We start from the raw sequence: 22,533 nt of genomic DNA on the forward strand, positions 1-22,533 counted from the left end.
GACCAGTGGGGCGTGGAACTCGGCAAGGTCCTCGCCAAACGCGTCGAACCCGCACTGACCGAGGGCACCGACGTCCCCGGCCTCGACCCCTCCACGAAGGCCCTCGTCGCGACGTACCGGGAACTGCGCGGCCGCTGACGGCCGGCCGCTCGGTGGAGCGACCGGCCGACGACGAGCGGGGGCGGCGGACTTCGCAGAGAAGCCCGCCGCCCCCGCTCGTCTCAGGGCGAAGCCGGCGGATACAGCGAGCGCGGCAGTCGCGACGCCGCCGCCGCGTCCAGCAGCCACAGGGTGCGGGCGCGGCCCCGCGCACCGGCCGCCGGGGCCTGGATCTCGCCCGCGCCCGACAGGGCGATGGCCGCCGCCTGCGCCTTGTCCTCGCCGGCCGCCAGCAGCCACACCTCACGCGCCGACCGGATCGCCGGAAGGGTGAGGGTGGTGCGGGTCGGCGGCGGCTTGGGCGCGCCGCGCACACCGACCACCGTGCGCTCGGTCTCCCGCACGGCCGGCAGCTCGGGGAAGAGCGAGGCCACGTGGGTGTCCGGGCCGACGCCCAGCATCAGGACGTCGAAGGTGGGCACGCGGCCGTGGTTCTCCGGACCGGCCGCGCGGGCCAGCTCCTCCGCGTAGCCGGCCGCGGCCTCCTCCACGTCGGTGCCGTGGGGGCCGTCCGACGCGGGCATGGCGTGCACGCGCTTCGGGTCCAGGGGCACCGAGTCCAGCAGGGCCTCGCGGGCCTGCGTGACATTGCGGTCCGGGTGGCCCTCGGGCAGGAACCGCTCGTCGCCCCACCACAGGTCGAGCCGGCCCCAGTCCACGGCGTCGCGGGCGGGAGCCGCCGCCAGCGCGGCCAGCAGGCCGTTGCCGTTGCGGCCGCCGGTGAGGACCACGGACGCGTGGCCCCGGGAGGCCTGCGCGTCCACGATCTTCGTGATGAGACGGGCCGCGGCGGCCTGGGCCATCAGATCCTTGTCGCGGTGCACGACGAGCTGGGGCGTGCTCACTTCGCGGCCGCCTTCTTCACCGGGGCCTGCGCCGCCGCTTCCCCCGCGGGTGCTTCAGCAGCCGCTTCGACGGGAGCGGGGACCGCGACCGGTTCTCCTTTGGCGACTTCTCCTTTGGCGACGGCTTCCGGAGCGTCGGCCGTCGGTTCCGCCGCGGCGGAACCCGAACCCCCGGCCCTCCGGTCACCCCCGCCGGCCGAGGTGTGCAACCGCTCCACCCCGAACCGCAGCGCCGACGCGTAGGTGTCGTCCGGGTCGAGGCGCCGCAGCTCCTCGGCGATCAGCTCCGCCGTGTCCCGGCGCTTGAGCGCCACCGCACGGTCGGGCTGCCCGTCGATGGACAGGGTGGCCAGCGAGCCGTCGGCCCGGTCCAGCACGATCGGGCCGCAGGACGTCGACAGCCGTACGGCCGTGAGGCCCGGCCCGCCGGACAGCGAGCGCTGGACGGGCACGCCCAGCCGGTCGCCGAGCCACATCGCCAGCAGCTCGCAGCTCGGGTTGAACTCCTCGCCCTCCACCTCGACCGACTCGACCTCGCAGGTGACCTGGTCGAGAGCCGCGGCCAGCATCGAACGCCAGGGCGTGATGCGGGTCCACGACAGGTCGGTGTCGCCGGGGGCGTAGGTCTCGGAACGGGCCGTCAGATCCCGCACCGGCTGCTCGGCGGCGTAGGTGTCGGTGACGCGGCGCTGGGCCAGCGCGCCGAGCGGGTCGGCGGCCGGGTCGAGCGGCGAGTTCACCGGCCACCAGGCGACGACAGGCGCGTCCGGCAGCAGCAGCGGCAGCACGACCGACTGCGCGTGGTCGGCCACCTCGCCGTACAGGCGCAGGATGACCGTCTCGCCGGTGCCCGCGTCCGCGCCCACCCGCACCTCGGCGTCCAGGCGGGACTGGGTGCGGTCGCGCGGGGAGCGGGAGACGCGCTTGATCACCACGAGCGTGCGCGAGGGGTGCTCGCGGGAGGCGTCGCCCGCGGCCTTGAGCGCGTCGTAGGCGTTCTCCTCGTCCGTGACGATGACCAGCGTGAGCACCATGCCCACGGCCGGCGTGCCGATGGCGCGGCGGCCCTGCACCAGCGCCTTGTTGATCTTGCTGGCCGTGGTGTCCGTGAGGTCTATCTTCATGGCCGGCGCCAGCTCCGTCCGTCTCGTTCGAGCATCTCGTCCGCCTCGACGGGCCCCCAGGTACCGGACTGGTACTGGGCCGGCGTGCCGTGCGCGTCCCAGTACTGCTCGATCGGGTCGAGGATCTTCCAGGACAGCTCGACCTCCTCGGTGCGCGGGAAGAGGTTCGAGTCGCCGAGCAGCACGTCCAGGATGAGGCGCTCGTACGCCTCCGGGCTGGACTCCGTGAAGGACTCGCCGTAGGCGAAGTCCATCGACACGTCCCGGATCTCCATGGAGGTGCCGGGGACCTTGGAGCCGAAGCGGACGGTGACGCCCTCGTCGGGCTGGACGCGGATGACGATCGCGTTCTTGCCCAGCTCCTCCGTCGCCGTGTGGTCGAAGGGCGAGTGCGGGGCGCGCTGGAAGACGACCGCGATCTCGGTGACGCGGCGGCCCAGGCGCTTGCCGGTGCGCAGGTAGAAGGGGACGCCCGCCCAGCGGCGGTTGTCCACCTCCAGCTTGACGGCCGCGTAGGTGTCGGTCTTCGACTTGGGGTCGATGCCCTCCTCCTGGAGGTAACCGACCGCCTTCTCGCCGCCCTGCCAGCCGGCCGCGTACTGACCGCGCACCGTGTCGCGGCCCAGGTCCTTCGGCAGCCGGACGGCACCGAGGACCTTGGTCTTCTCCGCGGCGAGCGCGTCCGCGTCGAAGGAGGCGGGCTCCTCCATCGCGGTCAGCGCCATCAGCTGCAGGAGGTGGTTCTGGATGACGTCCCGGGCGGCGCCGATGCCGTCGTAGTAGCCGGCCCGGCCGCCGATGCCGATGTCCTCGGCCATGGTGATCTGCACGTGGTCCACGAAGGACCGGTTCCAGATCGGCTCGAACATCGTGTTGGCGAAGCGCAGCGCCAGGATGTTCTGGACGGTCTCCTTGCCCAGGTAGTGGTCGATGCGGAAGACCTGGTCCGGGGCGAAGACCTCGTGGACGATCGCGTTGAGCTCCTCGGCCGACCTCAGGTCGTGGCCGAACGGCTTCTCGATGACCGCGCGCCGCCAGGAACCCTTCGACTGGTCGGCCAGCTGGTGCTTCTTCAGCTGCTGGATGACCACGGGGAAGGCGCCCGGGGGCACCGACAGGTAGAAGGCGAAGTTGCCGCCCGTGCCCTGCGCCTTGTCGAGTTCGTCGATCGTCGAGCGCAGCCGCTCGAAGGCGTCGTCGTCGTCGAAGGTGCCCTGCACGAAGCGCATGCCCTGGATGAGCTGCTGCCAGACCTCCTCGCGGAAGGGGGTGCGGGCGTGCTCCTTCACCGCGTCGTGGACCTCCTGGGCGAAGTCCTCGTGGGCCCATTCGCGGCGGGCGAACCCGACCAGCGAGAAGCCCGGCGGCAGCAGACCCCGGTTGGCGAGGTCGTACACCGCGGGCATCAGCTTCTTCCGTGACAAATCGCCCGTGACACCGAAGATGACCAGACCCGACGGCCCCGCGATACGCGGGAGCCGTCGGTCTGCGGGGTCACGCAGCGGATTGCTGCTCGACAAATTCTCAGCCCTCCGAAGGGGCGAGGCGCTGGAGCTCCGCCTCGGTCGACTTGAGCAGGTCGTTCCAGGACGCCTCGAACTTCTCGACGCCCTCGTCTTCCAGGAGCTGCACCACGTCGTCGTACGAGATCCCGAGCTTCTCGACCGCGTCGAGGTCGGCACGGGCCTGCTCGTAGGTGCCGGCCACGGTGTCGCCGGTGACCTCGCCGTGGTCCTCGGTGGCGAACAGGGTCGCCTCGGGCATGGTGTTCACCGTGTTCGGCGCGACCAGGTCGACGACGTACATCGTGTCGCGGTACGCCGGGTCCTTCACGCCGGTGGACGCCCACAGGGCACGCTGCTTGTTCGCGCCCGCCTTCTCCAGGGCGCTCCAGCGCTCGCCCGCGAAGACCTCCTCGTACGCCTGGTAGGCGAGCCGGGCGTTGGCGACGCCGGCCTTGCCGCGGGCGGCCTTGGCCTCGTCGGTGCCGAGCGCGTCGAGCCGCTTGTCGATCTCGGTGTCCACGCGGGACACGAAGAAGGACGCCACCGAGTGGATCAGGGACAGGTCCAGGCCGCGCTCCTTGGCCTTCTCCAGGCCGGCCAGGTACGCGTCCATGACCTGGCGGTAGCGCTCCAGGGAGAAGATCAGCGTGACGTTGACGCTGATGCCCAGGCCGACGACCTCGGTGATGGCCGGCAGGCCGCCCATCGTGGCCGGGATCTTGATCAGCGTGTTGGGGCGGTCGACCAGCCAGGCCAGCTGCCTGGCCTCGGCGACCGTCGCCTTGGTGTTGTGGGCGAGGCGCGGGTCGACCTCGATCGACACCCGGCCGTCCTGGCCGCCGGTGGCGTCGAAGACCGGGCGCAGGATGTCGGCGGCGTCACGGACGTCCGCCGTCGTGATCATGCGGATGGCCTCTTCGACGGTGACCTTGCGGGCGGCGAGGTCGGAGAGCTGCTGGTCGTAACCGTCGCCCTGCGAGATCGCCTTCTGGAAGATCGACGGGTTGGTGGTGACGCCCACGACGTGCTGCTGGTCGATCAGCTCGGCGAGGTTGCCGGACGTGATCCGCTTGCGCGACAGGTCGTCCAGCCAGATCGCGACGCCCTCCTCGGAGAGGCGCTTGAGTGCGTCTGTCATGGAATTACATCTCCTACGGGTCGTGTACGGGCGTCAGCGCTGGGCGGCCGCGAGGGATTCCCGGGCCTTGTCGGCCACGTTCTCGGCAGTGAAGCCGAACTCGCGGAAGAGGACCTTGCCGTCGGCCGAAGCGCCGAAGTGCTCCAGGGAAACGATGCGGCCGGCGTCCCCGACGTACTTGTGCCAGGTGAGGCCGATACCCGCCTCGACGGCGACCCGGGCCTTCACGGAAGGGGGCAGCACGCTGTCCCGGTACCCCTGGTCCTGCTCCTCGAACCACTCCACGGACGGCATGGACACCACCCGCGTCGGCACGCCGTCGGCCTCCAGCCGCTCGCGCGCCTCGACGGCCACGTGCACCTCGGAACCGGTCGCGATCAGGATCAGCTCGGGCGTCCCGGTGGAGGCCTCGAACAGGACGTAGCCGCCCTTGGCCGCGTTCTCGTCGGGCTCGTACGTCGGCACGCCCTGGCGGGTGAGGACCAGACCGTGCGGGGCGCCCTTGCCGAAGACCTTGGTGTAGCGCTTGAGGATCTCGCGCCAGGCGATCGCGGTCTCGTTGGCGTCCGCGGGGCGGACCACGTTCAGGCCGGGGATCGCGCGCAGCGACGCCAGGTGCTCGACCGGCTGGTGCGTCGGACCGTCCTCGCCGAGACCGATGGAGTCGTGCGTCCACACGTACGTCACCGGCAGGTGCATCAGGGCCGACAGCCGGACCGCGTTGCGCATGTAGTCGGAGAACACCAGGAACGTGCCGCCGTAGATGCGGGTGTTGCCGTGCAGCGCGATGCCGTTCATCTCCGCGGCCATCGAGTGCTCGCGGATGCCGAAGTGGACCGTGCGGCCGTACGGGCTCGCCTCCGGCAGCGGGTTGTCCGCCGGGAGGAACGACGACGTCTTGTCGATCGTCGTGTTGTTCGAGCCGGCCAGGTCGGCCGAGCCGCCCCACAGCTCGGGGACGACCGCGCCGAGCGCCTGGAGCACCTTGCCGGACGCGGCACGGGTGGCGACGCCCTTGCCCGGCTCGAAGACCGGGATCTGCTTCTCCCAGCCGGCCGGCAGCTCGGCCGCCGCGACACGGTCGTACTCGGCCGCGCGCTCCGGGTTGTTGTCCCGCCACAGCTGGTAGGACTTCTCCCACTCCGCCTTCGCCTGGGCACCGCGCTCCAGGGCCTGCCGGGTGTGGGCGATGACCTCGTCGGAGACCTCGAAGGACTGCTCCGGGTCGAAGCCCAGGACGCGCTTGGTGGCGGCCACCTCGTCGTCGCCGAGCGCCGAGCCGTGCGCGGCCTCGGTGTTCTGCGCGTTCGGGGCGGGCCAGGCGATGATCGAGCGCATCGCGATGAAGGAGGGCCGGTCCGTGACCTGCTTCGCCGCCTCGATCGCGTCGTGGAGAGCGTGCGGGTCGAGGTCGCCGTCCGGCTTCGGGGCGACCCGCTGCACGTGCCAGCCGTACGCCTCGTACCGCTTGACGGTGTCCTCGGAGACGGCCGTCTCGGTGTCGCCCTCGATCGAGATGTGGTTGTCGTCCCACAGCAGCACGAGGTTGCCGAGCTTCTGGTGGCCGGCCAGTGAGGACGCCTCGGCGGAGATGCCCTCCTGGAGGCAGCCGTCACCGGCGATGCAGTAGACGAAGTGGTCGAAGGGGGACTCGCCCTGCGGCGCCTCCGGGTCGAACAGACCGCGCTCGTAGCGGGCGGCCATGGCCATGCCCACCGCGTTGGCGACGCCCTGGCCCAGCGGACCTGTGGTGGTCTCGACGCCCGTGGTGTGTCCGTACTCCGGGTGCCCGGGGGTCTTCGAGCCCCACGTCCTGAAGGCCTTCAGGTCGTCCAGCTCCAGGCCGAAGCCGGCCAGGTACAGCTGGGTGTAGAGGGTCAGGGACGAGTGGCCCGCGGACAGCACGAAGCGGTCGCGGCCGACCCAGTCGGCATCGGCGGGGTCGTGCCGCATCACCTTCTGGAAGAGGGTGTACGCGGCAGGCGCCAGGCTCATCGCCGTACCGGGATGGCCGTTGCCGACCTTCTGTACGGCGTCGGCGGCCAGGACGCGGGCGGTGTCCACGGCCCGCTGGTCCAACTCGGTCCACTCGAGGTCTGTGGTGGTCGGCTTGGTGCTCACCCTGGGTCAGGGCTCCTCTCCACATGTCGAATACCGGTTGCTTCGGGCGGGCGCCCACCGGCTGCCGGTGACTGGATAACCACCGGCCGTTGTCGAGCCTACCCCCGTGAGGACGTGCGTTTTTTCGAGTCGTTCCAGACTGCCGGGCCATCCGGGGATCCGCCTCCCGACCGGCCGAAGCCGCCTTCTGCACATGAATACGGGGCCGCTCATCTGACTGCTCAAACGAGCCTCCGCGCGATCGGTGAGCGCACCTGCGTACGAGAGCCGAAACGGCTGCTGAGCGTGGCCCCACAACACGACCCCACCCCCGCGAAGCCCGGGGTATGGGCAACGTCTACAGTGGCGTGGTACGCGCGAGCCTCTACCCGTACTTCACGCGGGGAGGCTCGCTGGGATGTCTCTGTCAGGGGTGTGCGTGACGGCCGTTGAATCCCGTCCAGCGGGGGTTATCGGGACGAGCCAGAGCCCGAGTCGGCGGCCGGTGGGGGCCCGCGTCATGGCCTTCGTGGCGCTGACCAAGCCGCGGATCATCGAGCTGCTGCTGATCACCACCGTTCCGGTGATGTTCTTGGCCCAGCAGGGGGTGCCGGACCTCGGTCTGGTGCTCCTCACCTGCCTGGGCGGCTATCTCTCCGCGGGCGGCGCCAACGCGCTGAACATGTACATCGACCGCGACATCGACGCCCTGATGGACCGCACCTCGCAGCGTCCGCTGGTCACCGGAATGGTCAGCCCCCGCGAGTGCCTCGCCTTCGGCATCACCCTCGCGGTCGTGTCGACCCTCCTGTTCGGCCTGACCGTCAACTGGCTGTCCGCCTGGCTGGCCCTCGGCGCGCTCCTCTTCTACGTCGTCGTCTACACGATGGTCCTCAAGCGCCGTACCTCGCAGAACATCGTCTGGGGCGGCATCGCCGGCTGCATGCCGGTCCTCATCGGCTGGTCCGCCGTCACCGACTCCCTCTCGTGGGCGCCGGTCGTCCTCTTCCTCGTCATGTTCTTCTGGACCCCGCCGCACTACTGGCCGCTGTCCATGAAGGTGCGCGAGGACTACGCGCGCGTGGGCGTGCCGATGCTGCCGGTCATCGCCTCCAACAAGGTGGTCGCCAAGCAGATCGTCCTCTACAGCTGGGTGATGGTCGCCGTCTCGCTGCTGCTGACCCCGCTCGGCTACACCGGCTGGTTCTACACCACGGTCGCGCTCGCGGCCGGCGGCTGGTGGCTGTGGGAGGCGCACTCCCTCCAGAACCGCGCGAAGGCGGAGACCACGGGCGGCAAGCTCAAGGAGATGCGGCTGTTCCACTGGTCCATCACCTACGTCTCGCTGCTGTTCGTGGCGGTCGCGGTGGACCCCTTCCTGCGCTGAGGTCCCCCTCCCGTACGACCCCTTCCCGAGAGCCCCTGAACGGCCCGGCGGCCGGGGTGCGTGGTCAAGGCCACGCACCCCGGCCGTCGCCGTTCGATCTACCCGTCGGTAGCATCCTGGCCATGGCAGACACCAAGCAGGTTGACGAGACCGCGGACGCCAAGCGGGCCGCGAAGGCCGAGCGCACGGCGGCCCGCCTCGCCAAGCGGATCAGCACCTTCTCCCAGGCGCACGGCGGCGCCGAGGGCCAGGTCGCCCACCTCGGCGAGCGCGGCGCCCGGATCGTGCTCGTCGGCGAGGACGGCGGCTGGGGCGACCTCGTGGCGCCCAGCGTGGAGATCGCCGCCAAGGCGGTCGAGAAGTCCGGGATCACCGTCCACGAGAACTTCGACGGCGAGTTCGCCGCCAAGGTGACGACCGGCCCCTACGAGTGGACCCGGATGGCCGGGATCCAGGTCGGCGGCCCGCGCAACACCTGAGCAACACCTGACGCCGGGTTCACCCGTTAGGACGTGTGAGGAACACACCGAGCACACGGTCCAGCCGCGGGAGCCCCGGATGATCGAAACACCGTCCCTGGTGGACCAGCACTGCCACGGCATTCTGAGGACGGAGCTGGGCCTCGGCACCTTCGAGGCCCAGCTGGCCCGCACCGAGGGGCCGCCCGCGCCCGGCACCACGCTGTTCGACACCCAGACCGGCTTCGCGGTACGCCGCTGGTGCCCCCCGCTGCTCGGCCTGGAGCCGCACTGCCCGCCCGCCCGCTACCTCGCCCGCCGCCGCGAACTGGGGGTGCTGGAGGCGGGCCGCCGGCTGCTGCGCGGCAGCGGCATCACCACCTACCTCGTCGACACCGGCCTGCCCGGCGACCTCACCGGCCCCGACGAGATCGCCTCCGCGGGCGAGGCCGAGGCCCGCGAGATCGTCCGGCTCGAACCGCTGGCCGTGCAGGTCGCCGACACCTCCGGCACCGTCGAGTCCTTCCTCGCCAACCTCGCCGAGGCGGTGCACGGCGCCGCGGCGACGGCCGTGGCCTTCACCTCGGTGGCCGGCGTGCGCCACGGTCTCGCCCTCGCGCCCGAGCCGCCCGGACCGGGCGAGGTCCGGGGCGCGGCGGGCCGCTGGCTCGCGGGGCGCCGCGCCGGCGGCGAGGTGGACGACCCCGTGCTGCTGCGGCACCTGCTGTGGATCGCCGTCGCCGCGGGGCGGCCGCTCCAGCTCCACGCGGGCCTCGGCGAACCCGGCCTGCGCGGCGACCGCACCGACCCCGTCCTGCTGACCGACTTCGTCCGCGCCACGGCCGGCCTCGGCACCGACCTGGTCCTGCTGCACGGCTACCCCTACCACCGGCAGGCCGCCCATCTCGCCGGCGTCTTCCCGCACGTCTACGCCGACTCCGGGGCCGCCCTCGTCCGCACCGGCGCCCGCGCGGCGACGGTCCTCGCCGAGATCCTGGAGCTGGCCCCCTTCGGCAAGATCCTCTTCTCCAGCGGGGCCCGCGGACTGCCTGAGCTGCACGTCGTGGGCGCCCGGCTGTTCCGCGAGGCACTCGGGCGGGTCCTCGGCGGCTGGGTGGCGGAGGACGCGTGGTCGCTCACGGACGCCCAGCGGGTGGCGGGGCTGGTCGCGGCGGGGAACGCGCGGCGGGTCTACGGACTGGGATGAGCGAAGGCCCCACCGGCCGGAGCACGCCGTACCGGACTGGGCGGATGCAGACCGAAGTCCTGCTCGACCGCTTCCCGGGCGCCCTGGCGCCCCTCGGACCCCTCGCCGCCTGGGCGCACGGCTCGCTCGCCGGCGGCGACCACCAGGAGGGTCGCAGCGATCCGGACCTGATCGCGGTGCTGCCCGGCCCCGTGCGGCTCGGCACGGTGCGCCGGGTCGCCGTCCTGCACCAGGGGCTGCGCGCCGACCCGCTCGCGGCGAAGCCGCACTGCAGCTACCTGACCCCGGCTCAGGCGTACGGCGCCGCGCCGGGCGAGTCGCTGCCGGAGGTGCCGGACCGCGAGCCGGCGGAGTTCGTGGTGTCCGACCAGCGGGACCTCTGGCGGCCCGCCGTGGACAGGGCGCACCGGTGGACGCGGGACGTCCGGGTCGACATGGGCCCGGTGACCTCCGCGCGGGCGGCGGTCACGCTGCGGGAGGGGCGGCGGGTCCGCAGGGCCGAGCTGGTGCGCGGCCGGCTCGGACCGGCGATCGACGGCCTGGTGGCGGCGTACGCCTGAGCCGGGGACAGGGGCCGGGAGCGGTCACGCGCGGACGCCCGGAGGCGTCATGCGCGGGTGCCGACGGTCGCCTCCGCCACCGGCCCCGGCCGGTCGAGCACCGTGTCCGGACGCTCGCGCAGGGACAGCAGGACGCGCAGGACCGCGATCCACACCAGGCAGGAGCCGAGCATGTGCAGGCCGACCAGGACCTCGGGGAGGTCCGTGAAGTACTGGACGTAGCCGATGACCCCCTGGGCGAGGAGCACCAGGAAGAGCTCGCGGGTGCGGTGCAACGGGCCCGCGGGGGCGTCGACCGCCTTGAGGACGAACCACAGGGCGAAGGTCAGCGTCACCACGATCCAGGCGAGCACGGCGTGCAGCTTGGAGACGGTCTCCCAGTCCAGCGGCATGCGCGTGACCTCGCTGGAGTCGCCCGCGTGCGGACCGGCCCCGGTGACCACCGTGCCGACCGCGATGAGCAGCACGGACGCGACGACCAGGAACCACACCAGCTGCCGCACGGCCTGGCCGACCAGCGGCTCGGGTGCCCCGTCGCCCTCCCGGGTGCGCTGCCACATCACCGTGGCGACCGCGATCAGCGCCGAGGAGAGCAGGAAGTGGGCCGCGACCGTGTACGGGTTCAGACCCACCAGCACGACGATCCCGCCGAGGATCGCGTTGCCCATCACGACCCAGAACTGCGCCCAGCCCAGCCGGGTGAGCCCGCGCCGGTACGGCTTCTGCGAGCGGGCGGCGACGATCGCCCAGCCCACCGCGGCGCACAGCACGTACGTCAGCATGCGGTTGCCGAACTCGATGGCGCCGTGGACGCCCATCTCGCTGGTCGAGGTGAGCGAGTCGGCGGTGCACTTCGGCCAGGTCGGGCAGCCGAGGCCGGAGCCGGTGAGCCGGACGGCACCGCCGGTGACCACGATGATCACCGACATCACGAGCGCGGCGAGGGCCGACCGCTGGACCGTCCGGGGGGTGGGGGTCCAGCGTGCGGCGATGAAGGCGAGGGGGTTGCGCACGGCCGCTACGGCGTCGGCGCGGGTCACGTTCGGCACGCCCTCCATCGTAAGGGCCCGCTTGTGCACGCTTTCACGAGGGTCCCGGACGGTCCCGGACCGGGTCATTCCCAGCGGAAGAACCGGCCGGCCGCGGCCAGCCCCAGGACCGCCCACACGGCGAGGATCCCCAGGTCGCCCCACGGCATCGCGGCCCCGTGCCGGAGCACGTCGCGCAGCCCGTCCGAGAGCGCCGAGATCGGCAGCAGGGCGAGCACGTCCTGGGCGCCCGGCGGGAACTTCTCCAGCGGCACGATCACCCCGCCGCCCACCAGGAGCAGCAGGAACACCAGGTTGGCGGCGCCCAGCGTGGCCTCCGCCTTCAGCGTGCCCGCCATCAGCAGACCGAGGCCCGAGAAGGCCGCCGTGCCGAGGACCAGCAGCAGCAGCACGGCGAACGGGTTGCCGTGCGGCGACCAGCCCAGCGCGAAGGCGATCCCCGTCAGCAGGGCGACCTGGAGTACCTCCGTGACCAGCACGGCGAGCGTCTTCGCGGTCATCAGCCCCCAACGGGGGAGCGGGGAGGCCGCCAGCCGCTTGAGCACGCCGTAGCGGCGCTCGAAGCCCGTGGCGATGGCCTGTCCGGTGAACGCCGTCGACATCACGGCGAGCGCGAGGACGCCGGGGGTCAGGAAGTCGACCGCCTCGCCGGCGCCGGTGTCGATGATGTCCACCGAGCTGAACAGCACCAGCAGCAGGGTCGGGATCACGACGGTCAGCAGCAGCTGCTCACCGTTGCGCAGGAGCATCTTCGTCTCCAGCGCCGCCTGGGCCCTGATCATGCGGGGCAGCGACGCGGCCCCCGGCTTCGGCGTGTACGTACCGGTGGCCGTCATGAGCGCAGCTCCTTGCCGGTGAGCTCCAGAAAGACGTCTTCGAGGGTGTGCCGCTCCACCGAGATCCGGTCCGGCATCACTCCGTGCTGGGCGCACCACGAGGTCACCGTGGCCAGCATCTGCGGGTCGACCTTGCCGGTGATCAGGTACGAGCCCGGTGCCGGTTCGGCGGCCTCGCTGTCGGCGGGCAGTGCCTTGAGCAGGGAGGTCACGTCCAGGCCGGGGCGGCCGCTGAAGCGGAGGGTGTTCTCGGCGCCGCCGCGGCACAGCTCCTCGGGGGAGCCCTGGGCGATGACCCTGCCCGCGTCGATGATCGCGACGTCGTCGGCGAGCTGCTCGGCCTCGTCCATGTGGTGCGTGGTGAGGATGACCGAGACCCCGTCCGCGCGCAGGTCCCGGACCAGGTCCCAGGTGGCGCGGCGGGCCTGCGGGTCCAGGCCGGCGGTCGGCTCGTCGAGGAACACCAGCTCCGGGCGTCCCACCACGGCCATCGCGAGCGCGAGACGCTGCTGCTGGCCTCCGGACAGCCGCCGGTACGTCGTGCGGCCGCAACCGCCCAGCCCCAGCCGCTCGACGAGCGCGTCCACGTCCAGCGGGTGGGCGTGCAGCCGGGCGACGTGCCGCAGCATCTCGTCGGCCCGCGCCCCCGAGTAGACGCCCCCGGACTGGAGCATCACCCCGATGCGGGGGCGCAGGTCGGAGGCCTGTCCCACCGGGTCGAGGCCGAGGACGCGCACGGTGCCGGAGTCCGGCCTGCGGTAGCCCTCACAGGTCTCGACGGTGGTCGTCTTGCCCGCGCCGTTGGGGCCGAGTACGGCCGTCACGCCCGCCTCGGCCACCAGGTCGAGGCCGTCCACCGCGGTCTTCGTGCCGTACCGCTTCACCAGGGCCTGGACCTGGACCACGGGCTCGCTTCGCATGGGTCCAGAGTCTAGGTTCGCGCACCGGCGCCCGGACGGGCGGGTGCGGGAAGCCACCGATCCCGCGGGTGGGGCGAGGCGACCGTTCCGGTCGGCCGGAGATCGTTCGCGCAGGTCAGATTAGGTTCACCTAAGTGACGCAGGGCACCGGGCGGTGATCCGGACGCGGCTTGCCTGCCTCCGAGGAATTACGCAACAATGGCGTTGTGAAAAACGTCGGCGAGGCTCGGGAGACCCCCACGGGGACCCCTCAGGAAGAGCTGGCGACCGGTGAGCGCTCCACGCGCAACCGCGTCGCGCGCTCCATCCTGGACCACGGGCCGTCGACCGTCGCCGAGCTGGCCGGACGGCTGGGGCTCACCCAGGCCGCCGTTCGCCGGCATCTGGACGCGCTGGTCGCCGACGACGTCGTGGCGCCGCGCGAGCAGCGGGTGTACGGAGCGCGGACGCGCGGGCGTCCCGCGAAGGTCTTCGCCCTCACCGACTGCGGCCGCGACGCCTTCGACCAGTCGTACGACAAGCTCGCCGCGGACGCCCTGCGCTTCATCCAGGAGCGGTTCGGCGGGGACGAGGCCGTCGCGGCCTTCGCTCGCGCGAGGATCGCCGAACAGGCTGCCGGCTACCGCCAGGCGATCGAGGCCGCCGGGCCCGAACAGCGCACCCAAGCCCTGGCCAAGGCCTTGAGTGCCGACGGGTACGCTGCTACGGCCCGCAGCGCACCGGTCGGCGAGCAGCTGTGCCAGCACCACTGCCCGGTCGCCCACGTCGCGGAGAAGTTCCCCCAGCTCTGCGAGGCGGAGACCGAGATCTTCTCCCAGCTGCTCGGGACGCACGTCCAGCGGCTGGCGACCATCGCGCACGGCGACGGCGTCTGCACGACGTTCATCCCCAAGATTTCCCACACGACTGATCACCGCACCGATCACACCACCGATATCGCATCTGCAAGCACGGCCGGGAGGAACCCCGCATGACTCTCCCCACGGAGACTGCCCACCCCGAACTCGAGGGACTGGGTAAGTACGAATACGGCTGGGCCGACTCCGACACGGCCGGCGCCTCTGCGAAGCGCGGCATCAACGAGGACGTCGTCCGCGACATCTCGGCGAAGAAGAACGAGCCGGAGTGGATGACCAAGCTCCGCCTCAAGGGCCTGCGCCTGTTCGAGAAGAAGCCCATGCCGAACTGGGGCTCGGACCTGTCGGGGATCGACTTCGACAACATCAAGTACTTCGTGCGCTCCACGGAGAAGCAGGCGGAGTCCTGGGAGGACCTGCCCGAGGACATCAAGAACACGTACGACAAGCTGGGCATCCCCGAGGCGGAGAAGCAGCGCCTCGTCGCCGGTGTCGCGGCCCAGTACGAGTCCGAGGTCGTCTACCACCAGATCCGCGAGGACCTGGAGGAGCAGGGCGTCATCTTCCTCGACACCGACACGGCGCTGAAGCAGCACCCGGAGCTCTTCAAGGAGTACTTCGGCACCGTCATCCCCGTCGGCGACAACAAGTTCGCGTCGCTGAACACCGCGGTGTGGTCCGGCGGCTCCTTCATCTACGTGCCGCCGGGCGTGCACGTCGAGATCCCGCTCCAGGCCTACTTCCGCATCAACACGGAGAACATGGGCCAGTTCGAGCGGACCCTGATCATCGTCGACGAGGGCGCCTACGTGCACTACGTCGAGGGCTGCACGGCCCCGATCTACAAGTCGGACTCGCTGCACTCCGCGGTCGTCGAGATCATCGTCAAGAAGAACGCCCGCTGCCGTTACACGACCATCCAGAACTGGTCGAACAACGTCTACAACCTGGTCACCAAGCGCGCCGTCGCCTACGAGGGCGCGACCATGGAGTGGATCGACGGCAACATCGGCTCCAAGGTGACGATGAAGTACCCGGCCGTCTACCTGATGGGCGAGCACGCCAAGGGCGAGACCCTGTCCATCGCCTTCGCGGGCGAGGGCCAGCACCAGGACGCCGGCTCCAAGATGGTCCACATGGCGCCGAACACCTCCTCCAACATCGTCTCGAAGTCCGTGGCGCGCGGCGGCGGCCGCACCTCCTACCGCGGCCTCGTCGAGATCGGCGAGGGCGCCCACGGCTCCAAGTCCAACGTGCTGTGCGACGCGCTGCTCGTGGACACCATCTCCCGCTCCGACACGTACCCCTACGTGGACGTCCGCGAGGACGACGTGTCCATGGGCCACGAGGCGACCGTCTCCAAGGTCTCCGAGGACCAGCTCTTCTACCTGATGAGCCGCGGCCTGAGCGAGTTCGAGGCCATGGCCATGATCGTGCGCGGCTTCGTCGAGCCCATCGCCAAGGAGCTGCCGATGGAGTACGCGCTGGAGCTCAACCGGCTGATCGAGCTGCAGATGGAGGGCGCGGTCGGCTAGGACCCGCCCGCCACCGAAAGCCAGCGAAACCTGACGTAGGAAGAGAGCAGACCGACAGCCATGGCTGAGGCCCGAAACATCCCGGTGGGCAGCACGACCGCCGGCCAGATCGCGGTGGCCGCCGAGTCCACCGTCGCCACGCGCATGAGTGCGCCCGCGTCCTTCGACGTGGCGGACTTCCCGGTCCCGCACGGCCGCGAGGAGGAGTGGCGGTTCACCCCGCTGGAGCGGCTGCGCGGCCTGCACGACGGCACCGCGGTCGCCACCGGCGACGGCGTCAAGATCGACGTCGACGCCCCCGAGGGCGTCGTCGTCGAGACCGTCGGCCGCGACGACGCCCGCCTCGGCAGGGCGGGCACCCCCGTGGACCGCGTCGCCGCCCAGGCGTACTCGGCGTTCGAGAAGGCCGGCGTCGTCACCGTCCCCAAGGAGACGGTCCTCACCGAGCCCATCCGCATCACCGTGCACGGCGAGGGCGGGGTCTCCTTCGGCCACCAGGTGATCGAGCTGGGCGCCTTCGCCGAGGCCGTCGTCGTCATCGACCACACCGGTGACGCCGTGCTGGCCGCCAACGTCGACTACGTCCTCGGCGACGGCGCCAAGCTGACCGTCGTCTCCGTCCAGGACTGGGACGACAAGGCCGTGCACGTGGCCCAGCACAACGCGCTGATCGGCCGGGACGCCACCTTCAAGTCGTTCGTGGTCACCTTCGGCGGCGACCTCGTACGGCTGCACCCGCGGGTCGCCTACGCCGGCACCGGCGGCGAGGCCGAGCTGTTCGGCCTGTACTTCACCGACGCCGGCCAGCACCAGGAGCACCGCCTCCTCGTCGACCACAACACCCCGCACTGCAAGTCGAACGTCGCCTACAAGGGCGCGCTCCAGGGCGACGGCGCCCACGCGGTGTGGATCGGCGACGTCCTCATCGAGGCCAAGGCCGAGGGCACCGACACCTACGAGATGAACCGCAACCTGGTTCTCACCGACGGCGCCCGCGTCGACTCCGTGCCCAACCTGGAGATCGAGACCGGCGAGATCGTCGGCGCCGGCCACGCCTCCGCCACCGGCCGCTTCGACGACGAGCAGCTGTTCTACCTGATGGCCCGCGGCATCCCCGCCGACGACGCCCGCCGTCTGGTGGTCCGCGGCTTCTTCGCCGAGCTGGTGCAGCAGATCGGCGTCGCCGACATCCAGGAGCGACTCCTCGCCCGGATCGACGAGGAGCTGGAGGCCTCGGTCTGATGACGTTCGTACGCGCCTGCGGGCTGGGCGAGCTGGAGGAGAACACCCCCAAGCGGGTGGAACTCGACGGCACGCCGGTCTCCGTCGTGAAGACGGAGGGGGAGGTGTTCGCGATCAACGACATCTGCTCCCACGCGAACGTCTCGCTCTCCGAGGGCGAGGTGGAGGACTGCCAGATCGAGTGCTGGCTGCACGGCTCCGCCTTCGACCTGCGCACCGGCAAGCCGTCCGGTCTTCCCGCGACGCGCCCCGTCCCCGTATACCCCGTAAAGATCGATGGGGACGACGTGCTCGTCTCCCTCTCCCAGGAGTCCTGAGGCACCCATGGCAACGCTTGAAATCCGAGACCTGCACGTCACCGTCGAGGCCGACAACGCCACGAAGGAGATCCTCAAGGGCGTCGACCTGATCGTGAAGCAGGGCGAGACGCACGCCATCATGGGCCCCAACGGCTCGGGCAAGTCCACCCTCGCCTACTCGCTCGCGGGTCACCCCAAGTACACGATCACCGGCGGCACCGTCACCCTCGACGGCGAGGACGTCCTGGAGATGTCCGTCGACGAGCGCGCCCGCGCCGGCCTGTTCCTGGCGATGCAGTACCCGGTCGAGGTCCCCGGCGTCTCGGTCTCCAACTTCCTGCGCACCTCCGCCACCGCCGTCCGCGGCGAGGCCCCCAAGCTGCGCACCTGGGTGAAGGAGGTCCGGGAGGCCATGGAGCGCCTCCACATGGACCCGTCCTTCGCCGAGCGCAACGTCAACGAGGGCTTCTCCGGCGGTGAGAAGAAGCGCCACGAGATCCTCCAGCTGGAGCTGCTCAGGCCGAAGGTCGCGATCCTCGACGAGACGGACTCCGGTCTGGACGTCGACGCCCTGCGGATCGTCTCCGAGGGCGTGAACCGCGTCCGCGAGACCGGCGAGGTCGGCACCCTGCTGATCACGCACTACACGCGCATCCTGCGCTACATCAAGCCCGACTTCGTCCACGTCTTCTCCGGCGGCCGCATCGTCGAGTCCGGCGGCGCCGAACTCGCCGACAAGCTGGAGAACGAGGGCTACGAGGCGTACACGAAGGGTGCCCCCGTGAGCGGAGCGAACTCAGGGGAGGAAGTCGCGTGACACAGCTGCCGGGCCTCCTCGACACAGAGGCGATCCGCAAGGACTTCCCCATCCTGGACCGTCAGGTCCACGACGGCCGGAAGCTCGTGTACCTGGACAACGCGGCGACCTCGCAGAAGCCGCGCCAGGTGCTGGACGCCCTGAGCGAGTACTACGAGCGCTACAACGCCAACGTCCACCGTGGCGTGCACGTCCTCGCCGAGGAGGCCACGGCACTGTACGAGGGCGCGCGCGACAAGGTCGCGGAGTTCATCAACGCTCCCAGCCGCGACGAGGTGATCTTCACCAAGAACGCCTCGGAGTCGCTGAACCTGGTCGCGAACATGCTGGGCTGGGCCGACGAGCCCTACCGCGTGGACTCCGAGACCGAGATCGTCATCACGGAGATGGAGCACCACTCCAACATCGTGCCGTGGCAGCTGCTGTCGCAGCGCACGGGCGCGAAGCTGAAGTGGTTCGGTCTCACCGACGACGGCCGCCTCGACCTGTCCAACATCGACGAGATCATCACGGAGAAGACGAAGATCGTCTCCTTCGTGCTGGTGTCGAACATCCTGGGCACGGTCAACCCGGTCGAGGCGATAGTGCGCCGCGCGCAGGAGGTCGGCGCCCTGGTGTGCATCGACGCCTCGCAGGCCGCGCCGCACATGCCGATGGACGTGCAGGCCCTCCAGGCCGACTTCGTGGCCTTCACCGGCCACAAGATGTGCGGCCCGACCGGCATCGGCGTCCTGTGGGGCCGCCAGGAGCTGCTCGAGGACCTGCCCCCGTTCCTGGGCGGCGGCGAGATGATCGAGACGGTGTCGATGCACTCCTCGACCTACGCGCCGGCTCCCCACAAGTTCGAGGCGGGCACCCCGCCGATCGCGCAGGCGGTCGGTCTGGGCGCGGCGATCGACTACCTGTCCGCGATCGGCATGGACAAGATCCTCGCCCACGAGCACGCGATCACCGAGTACGCGGTGAAGCGGCTCGGCGAGGTCCCCGACCTGCGGATCATCGGCCCCGCCACGGCCGAGGAGCGCGGCGCCGCGATCTCCTTCACGCTCGGCGACATCCACCCGCACGACGTGGGCCAGGTCCTCGACGAGCAGGGCATCGCGGTCCGGGTCGGACACCACTGCGCGCGCCCCGTCTGCCTGCGCTACGGAATTCCCGCGACCACGCGAGCGTCGTTCTACCTGTACTCCACGCCTGCCGAGATCGACGCGTTGGTCGAGGGCCTGGAGCACGTACGGAACTTCTTCGGCTGAGAGGCGTGACGACGACGATGGGACGCGAGGTTAGCTGACGTGAAGCTGGACTCCATGTACCAGGAAGTCATCCTGGACCACTACAAGAACCCGCACGGGCGGGGCTTGCGGGACGGCGACGCCGAGGTGCACCACGTCAACCCGACGTGCGGCGACGAGATCACCCTGCGGGTGAAGTACGACGGCACGACCGTCGAGGACGTCTCGTACGAGGGGCAGGGCTGCTCCATCAGCCAGGCCTCGGCCTCCGTGCTGAACGAGCTCCTCGTCGGCAAGAGCGTCTCGGAGGCGCAGAAGATCCAGGAGACCTTCCTGGAGCTGATGCAGTCCAAGGGCCGGGTCGAACCGGACGACGCGATGGAGGAGGTGCTGGAGGACGCGGTCGCGTTCGCCGGTGTCTCCAAGTACCCGGCACGGGTCAAGTGCGCCCTCCTCAGCTGGATGGCGTGGAAGGACGCGACGGCCCAGGCGCTGGGCGCCGACGCCGACGCCGAAAGGAAGACGGCATGAGCGAGACCGTTGAGATGAAGCCGGCCTCCGAGGAGGAGCTCCGCGAGGCGCTGTACGACGTCGTCGACCCCGAACTGGGCATCGACGTCGTCAACCTCGGGCTGATCTACGGCATCCACATCGACGACGCGAACATCGCGACGATCGACATGACCCTGACCTCCGCGGCCTGTCCGCTGACGGACGTCATCGAGGACCAGGCGAAGTCCGCCACGGACGGCCTGGTCAACGAGCTGCGCATCAACTGGGTCTGGATGCCGCCGTGGGGCCCGGACAAGATCACGGACGACGGCCGCGAGCAGCTCCGCGCGCTCGGCTTCAACGTCTGAGATCCGCGGTATCCCCGCAGCACATCCGCAGCGCGAAAGAACGGCGACGTCCGCGAGGACGCCGCCGTTCTTCCGTGTGCGGGTCTTCCGTGCGGGTCTTCCGTGGGTGGGTCCTACGCCAGCCCCGCCACGAGTCGGAAGGCGGAGTCGGCGGCGTACTGACCGCCGTTCTGGTACTGCTGCAGCTTCACCTGGAAGTTCTGGTGGCGCAGGAAGTACCCCGGGAAGTTCGCCGACTCCAGCATGACCGCGCCGGAGTCGGCGGCGCGGGCGCAGAAGGTGGCGTCCTGCCGGAACAGCGGGGAGCCGTCGTCGGGTTCCGAGCGCAGCACGAAGTCGCGGTGGCGCAGATAGGTCCCGTCGGACGTGCGGAACGACAGACACGAGCCGCTCGCCAGACCGCTCACCACGGTGAAGGTGGCGTCCGCACGGAACTCCGCGCCGCCGGCCGCTTCGAGCCGCACCTGACCGCCGCCCACCCGCCAGTAGCGGTCGGGGTAGTTGACGGACCGCACCGACCGCCGCACGGTCACCGGCCGCGGATCGGAACCGCCCCCGCCGGCCGAGGCCGACGGGGAGGGCGGGGCCGGCGGGCGCGGCGAGGAACTGCCGCCGGGCGACGGCGACGAGGAGGCCGGCGCGGACGGTGAGGCGCCGGCCCGCGCGGCCGACGCCGGGGGCGAACCGCTCACCGGGGGCGAGGCGAAGGAGATGAGCCCCGGCGACGTCTCCTTGTCGGACACGGTCCGCCCCGCCCGGGCGGCCGACTGCTCGTCGGACGGCCGGTCGGTGAGCGAGACGGTGGCGACGCAGGCCACGACGGTCGCGACGGCGAGGACGCCGGCCAGCCACAGCCGCCGCGTCCCGGGTGTCCGGGAGGTGTCCGGAGCCCAGCCGTTCTCCCAGGGATGCTCCGGGGAAGGCCGGGACTTGTTGTCTGGCATGCGCTGTTCCTCCAGCGGCGCCCGAAGGGCGAACACGGCTGCGACGGCCCGGTGTTTGAACGGTGAAACAGTAGCGGAACCGGTGGCTCCCGAGCAGGCGTTTGGGTGAGCGGTTTCCCTGACGGGTTCCGGGTGCGGTGGGGGACCGAAACGATGGGCCGGATGGGCCGGATGAGCCGGGGTCGGCCGGATGCCGGACCGGCGGGGTGGCCGGGTGCCGGACCGGCGGGGTGGCCGCCGGGGCCCGGATCACCGGGAGCAGGGCCGTGGCACGCCCTCGTCGGCGGCCTCGCACGCCGCGCCGCCGCTTCTCGCCCGCCACCTGAGACACCGCCCCGTGGGTTGGCCTCCACCCGTTCCCGCCGGTTAGGTTTCCCTCATGACCGACACGACTCGCACCACCGGCGCCGCGGCCGCCGGCCTCGCCACCCTCGCCGCCGACGGCACCGTTCTCGACACCTGGTTCCCCGCCCCCCTGCTCACCGACGAGCCCGGCCCGTCCGGCACCGAGCGCCTGTCCGCCGAGAAGGCCGTGGAACTGCTCGGCGAGGGAGCCGCCAGGGCGATCGGCCCGGACGCCCGGCGAGGCGTCGAAGTGGTCGCGGTCCGCACGGTCATCAGCTCCCTCGACGACAAGCCGATCGACACGCACGACGCCTACCTGCGCCTGCACCTGCTCTCCCACCGCCTGGTCAGGCCGCACGGCCAGAGCCTGGACGGCATCTTCGGCCTGCTCGCGAACGTCGCCTGGACGTCCCTCGGCCCGGTCGCCGTGGACGACGTCGAGAAGGTCCGGCTGAACGCCCGCGCCGAGGGCCTGCACCTCCAGGTCACGTCGATCGACAAGTTCCCGCGCATGACGGACTACGTGGCCCCGAAGGGCGTCCGCATCGCCGACGCCGACCGTGTCCGCCTGGGCGCGCACCTGGCCGAGGGCACCACGGTCATGCACGAGGGCTTCGTGAACTTCAACGCGGGCACGCTCGGCACGTCGATGGTCGAGGGCCGTATCTCCGCGGGCGTCGTGGTGGGCGACGGCTCGGACATCGGCGGCGGCGCCTCCACGATGGGCACCCTCTCCGGGGGCGGCAACGTGATCATCGCCATCGGCGAGCGCTGCCTGATCGGCGCCGAGGCCGGCGTCGGCATCGCCCTCGGTGACGAGTGCGTGGTGGAGGCCGGCCTGTACGTCACCGCGGGCACCCGCGTGACGATGCCCGACGGCCAGATCGTCAAGGCCCGCGAACTCTCCGGCGCCTCCAACATCCTGTTCCGCCGCAACTCCGTGACCGGCACGGTGGAGGCCCGTCCGAACAACGCGGTGTGGGGCGGCCTGAACGAGATCCTGCACAGCCACAACTGACATCCCGACACCGGGCCGGCTTCTGCGGACACGGCCGCCGGCTCGACCACCGCATGGACGAGCTGGGCGCCGTACGGCTGGCGCCCCGCACCGACT

Annotated in this window: 23 protein-coding genes; 14 read left to right on the forward strand and 9 right to left on the reverse strand. The window is 71.1% G+C overall.

Annotation, left to right across the window (positions count from 1 at the left end; translation table 11 throughout):
• Positions 1-138 (forward strand): hypothetical protein (locus AB0N31_RS33915; RefSeq protein ID WP_366062372.1); only part of this gene is annotated, 138 nt, incomplete at its 5' end.
• Positions 139-221: 83 nt separating this feature from the next.
• Here AB0N31_RS33915 and pgl read toward each other — a convergent pair.
• From pgl to tkt, 5 genes are read right to left on the reverse strand one after another with little or no spacing between them, the layout of a single operon-like run.
• Complete coding sequence (gene pgl, locus AB0N31_RS33920) at positions 222-1,004, reverse strand: 6-phosphogluconolactonase (RefSeq protein ID WP_366062352.1); 783 nt, start codon at positions 1,002-1,004, stop codon at positions 222-224.
• Entirely contained in the window at positions 1,001-2,128 is a 1,128-nt protein-coding gene (gene opcA, locus AB0N31_RS33925) for a glucose-6-phosphate dehydrogenase assembly protein OpcA (RefSeq protein WP_366062353.1), read from the reverse strand. Before opcA ends, pgl begins: the two co-directional genes overlap by 4 nt.
• Positions 2,125-3,648, reverse strand: a complete 1,524-nt coding sequence (zwf, locus tag AB0N31_RS33930) for a glucose-6-phosphate dehydrogenase (RefSeq protein WP_366062354.1) — start codon at positions 3,646-3,648, stop codon at positions 2,125-2,127. Before zwf ends, opcA begins: the two co-directional genes overlap by 4 nt.
• A gap of 4 nt (positions 3,649-3,652) precedes the next feature.
• Positions 3,653-4,771 (reverse strand): transaldolase, encoded by a 1,119-nt coding sequence (tal, locus tag AB0N31_RS33935; protein ID WP_366062355.1) that lies wholly within the window; start codon positions 4,769-4,771, stop codon positions 3,653-3,655.
• Positions 4,772-4,804: 33 nt separating this feature from the next.
• Positions 4,805-6,892 carry a transketolase gene (gene tkt, locus AB0N31_RS33940; protein WP_366062356.1) on the reverse strand — a complete coding sequence of 696 codons (2,088 nt, stop codon included), beginning with the start codon at positions 6,890-6,892 and terminating at the stop codon, positions 4,805-4,807.
• A 412-nt stretch (positions 6,893-7,304) separates the two neighbouring features.
• Here tkt and AB0N31_RS33945 point away from each other — a divergent pair, with 412 nt between their 5' ends.
• From AB0N31_RS33945 to AB0N31_RS33960, 4 genes are all read left to right on the forward strand, one after another.
• The gene (locus AB0N31_RS33945; RefSeq protein ID WP_366062373.1) at positions 7,305-8,258 is read left to right on the forward strand and encodes a heme o synthase; all 954 of its coding nucleotides are present in this window, start codon (positions 7,305-7,307) and stop codon (positions 8,256-8,258) included.
• A 122-nt stretch (positions 8,259-8,380) separates the two neighbouring features.
• Complete coding sequence (locus tag AB0N31_RS33950) at positions 8,381-8,737, forward strand: hypothetical protein (protein ID WP_366062357.1); 357 nt, start codon at positions 8,381-8,383, stop codon at positions 8,735-8,737.
• A gap of 79 nt (positions 8,738-8,816) precedes the next feature.
• A complete protein-coding gene (locus AB0N31_RS33955) occupies positions 8,817-9,923 on the forward strand; it encodes an amidohydrolase family protein (RefSeq protein ID WP_366062358.1) in 1,107 nt (368 codons plus the stop codon).
• Between the two features lie 44 nt (positions 9,924-9,967).
• Positions 9,968-10,483 (forward strand): nucleotidyltransferase, encoded by a 516-nt coding sequence (locus tag AB0N31_RS33960; protein WP_366062359.1) that lies wholly within the window; start codon positions 9,968-9,970, stop codon positions 10,481-10,483.
• A gap of 47 nt (positions 10,484-10,530) precedes the next feature.
• On the opposite strand, the gene AB0N31_RS33965 is transcribed toward AB0N31_RS33960, so the two are convergent.
• The 3 genes from AB0N31_RS33965 to AB0N31_RS33975 are packed head-to-tail and all read right to left on the reverse strand — an operon-like array spanning position 10,531 to position 13,288.
• Positions 10,531-11,541 (reverse strand): COX15/CtaA family protein, encoded by a 1,011-nt coding sequence (locus AB0N31_RS33965; RefSeq protein ID WP_366062360.1) that lies wholly within the window; start codon positions 11,539-11,541, stop codon positions 10,531-10,533.
• Positions 11,542-11,597: 56 nt separating this feature from the next.
• The gene (locus AB0N31_RS33970; protein WP_366062361.1) at positions 11,598-12,368 is read right to left on the reverse strand and encodes an ABC transporter permease; all 771 of its coding nucleotides are present in this window, start codon (positions 12,366-12,368) and stop codon (positions 11,598-11,600) included.
• Positions 12,365-13,288 (reverse strand): ABC transporter ATP-binding protein, encoded by a 924-nt coding sequence (locus AB0N31_RS33975; protein WP_366062362.1) that lies wholly within the window; start codon positions 13,286-13,288, stop codon positions 12,365-12,367. The genes AB0N31_RS33970 and AB0N31_RS33975 overlap by 4 nt, the downstream gene beginning before the upstream one ends.
• Positions 13,289-13,494: 206 nt before the next feature.
• Between AB0N31_RS33975 and AB0N31_RS33980 the strand changes: the two genes are divergently transcribed.
• The 8 genes from AB0N31_RS33980 to AB0N31_RS34015 are packed head-to-tail and all read left to right on the forward strand — an operon-like array spanning position 13,495 to position 20,130.
• On the forward strand, positions 13,495-14,262 hold the full coding sequence (locus AB0N31_RS33980) for a metalloregulator ArsR/SmtB family transcription factor (protein WP_366062363.1): 768 nt from the start codon (positions 13,495-13,497) through the stop codon (positions 14,260-14,262).
• A complete protein-coding gene (sufB, locus tag AB0N31_RS33985) occupies positions 14,259-15,680 on the forward strand; it encodes a Fe-S cluster assembly protein SufB (RefSeq protein WP_366062364.1) in 1,422 nt (473 codons plus the stop codon). Before AB0N31_RS33980 ends, sufB begins: the two co-directional genes overlap by 4 nt.
• Positions 15,681-15,740: 60 nt before the next feature.
• Positions 15,741-16,922: a Fe-S cluster assembly protein SufD gene (gene sufD / locus AB0N31_RS33990; protein WP_366062365.1), complete on the forward strand. Its 1,182-nt coding sequence runs from the start codon at positions 15,741-15,743 to the stop codon at positions 16,920-16,922.
• Positions 16,922-17,239 carry a non-heme iron oxygenase ferredoxin subunit gene (locus tag AB0N31_RS33995; RefSeq protein WP_366062366.1) on the forward strand — a complete coding sequence of 106 codons (318 nt, stop codon included), beginning with the start codon at positions 16,922-16,924 and terminating at the stop codon, positions 17,237-17,239. Before sufD ends, AB0N31_RS33995 begins: the two co-directional genes overlap by 1 nt.
• A 7-nt stretch (positions 17,240-17,246) precedes the next feature.
• Entirely contained in the window at positions 17,247-18,038 is a 792-nt protein-coding gene (gene sufC, locus AB0N31_RS34000) for a Fe-S cluster assembly ATPase SufC (protein ID WP_366062367.1), read from the forward strand.
• Entirely contained in the window at positions 18,035-19,291 is a 1,257-nt protein-coding gene (locus AB0N31_RS34005; RefSeq protein WP_366062368.1) for a cysteine desulfurase, read from the forward strand. The genes sufC and AB0N31_RS34005 overlap by 4 nt, the downstream gene beginning before the upstream one ends.
• 39 nt (positions 19,292-19,330) lie before the next feature.
• The gene (sufU, locus tag AB0N31_RS34010; protein ID WP_366062369.1) at positions 19,331-19,801 is read left to right on the forward strand and encodes a Fe-S cluster assembly sulfur transfer protein SufU; all 471 of its coding nucleotides are present in this window, start codon (positions 19,331-19,333) and stop codon (positions 19,799-19,801) included.
• Positions 19,798-20,130, forward strand: a complete 333-nt coding sequence (locus AB0N31_RS34015; RefSeq protein WP_037743875.1) for a metal-sulfur cluster assembly factor — start codon at positions 19,798-19,800, stop codon at positions 20,128-20,130. The genes sufU and AB0N31_RS34015 overlap by 4 nt, the downstream gene beginning before the upstream one ends.
• Positions 20,131-20,243: 113 nt before the next feature.
• Here AB0N31_RS34015 and AB0N31_RS34020 read toward each other — a convergent pair whose 3' ends face one another.
• Positions 20,244-21,074, reverse strand: coding sequence for an AbfB domain-containing protein (locus tag AB0N31_RS34020; RefSeq protein WP_366062370.1), 831 nt, complete (start codon positions 21,072-21,074; stop codon positions 20,244-20,246).
• A 379-nt stretch (positions 21,075-21,453) separates the two neighbouring features.
• Between AB0N31_RS34020 and dapD the strand changes: the two genes are divergently transcribed.
• Positions 21,454-22,437 carry a 2,3,4,5-tetrahydropyridine-2,6-dicarboxylate N-succinyltransferase gene (gene dapD, locus AB0N31_RS34025; RefSeq protein WP_366062371.1) on the forward strand — a complete coding sequence of 328 codons (984 nt, stop codon included), beginning with the start codon at positions 21,454-21,456 and terminating at the stop codon, positions 22,435-22,437.
• The last annotated feature ends 96 nt before the right edge of the window (positions 22,438-22,533 follow it).

The sequence above is a fragment of the Streptomyces sp. NPDC051051 genome (assembly GCF_040682975.1).
Lineage (GTDB): Bacteria > Actinomycetota > Actinomycetes > Streptomycetales > Streptomycetaceae > Streptomyces.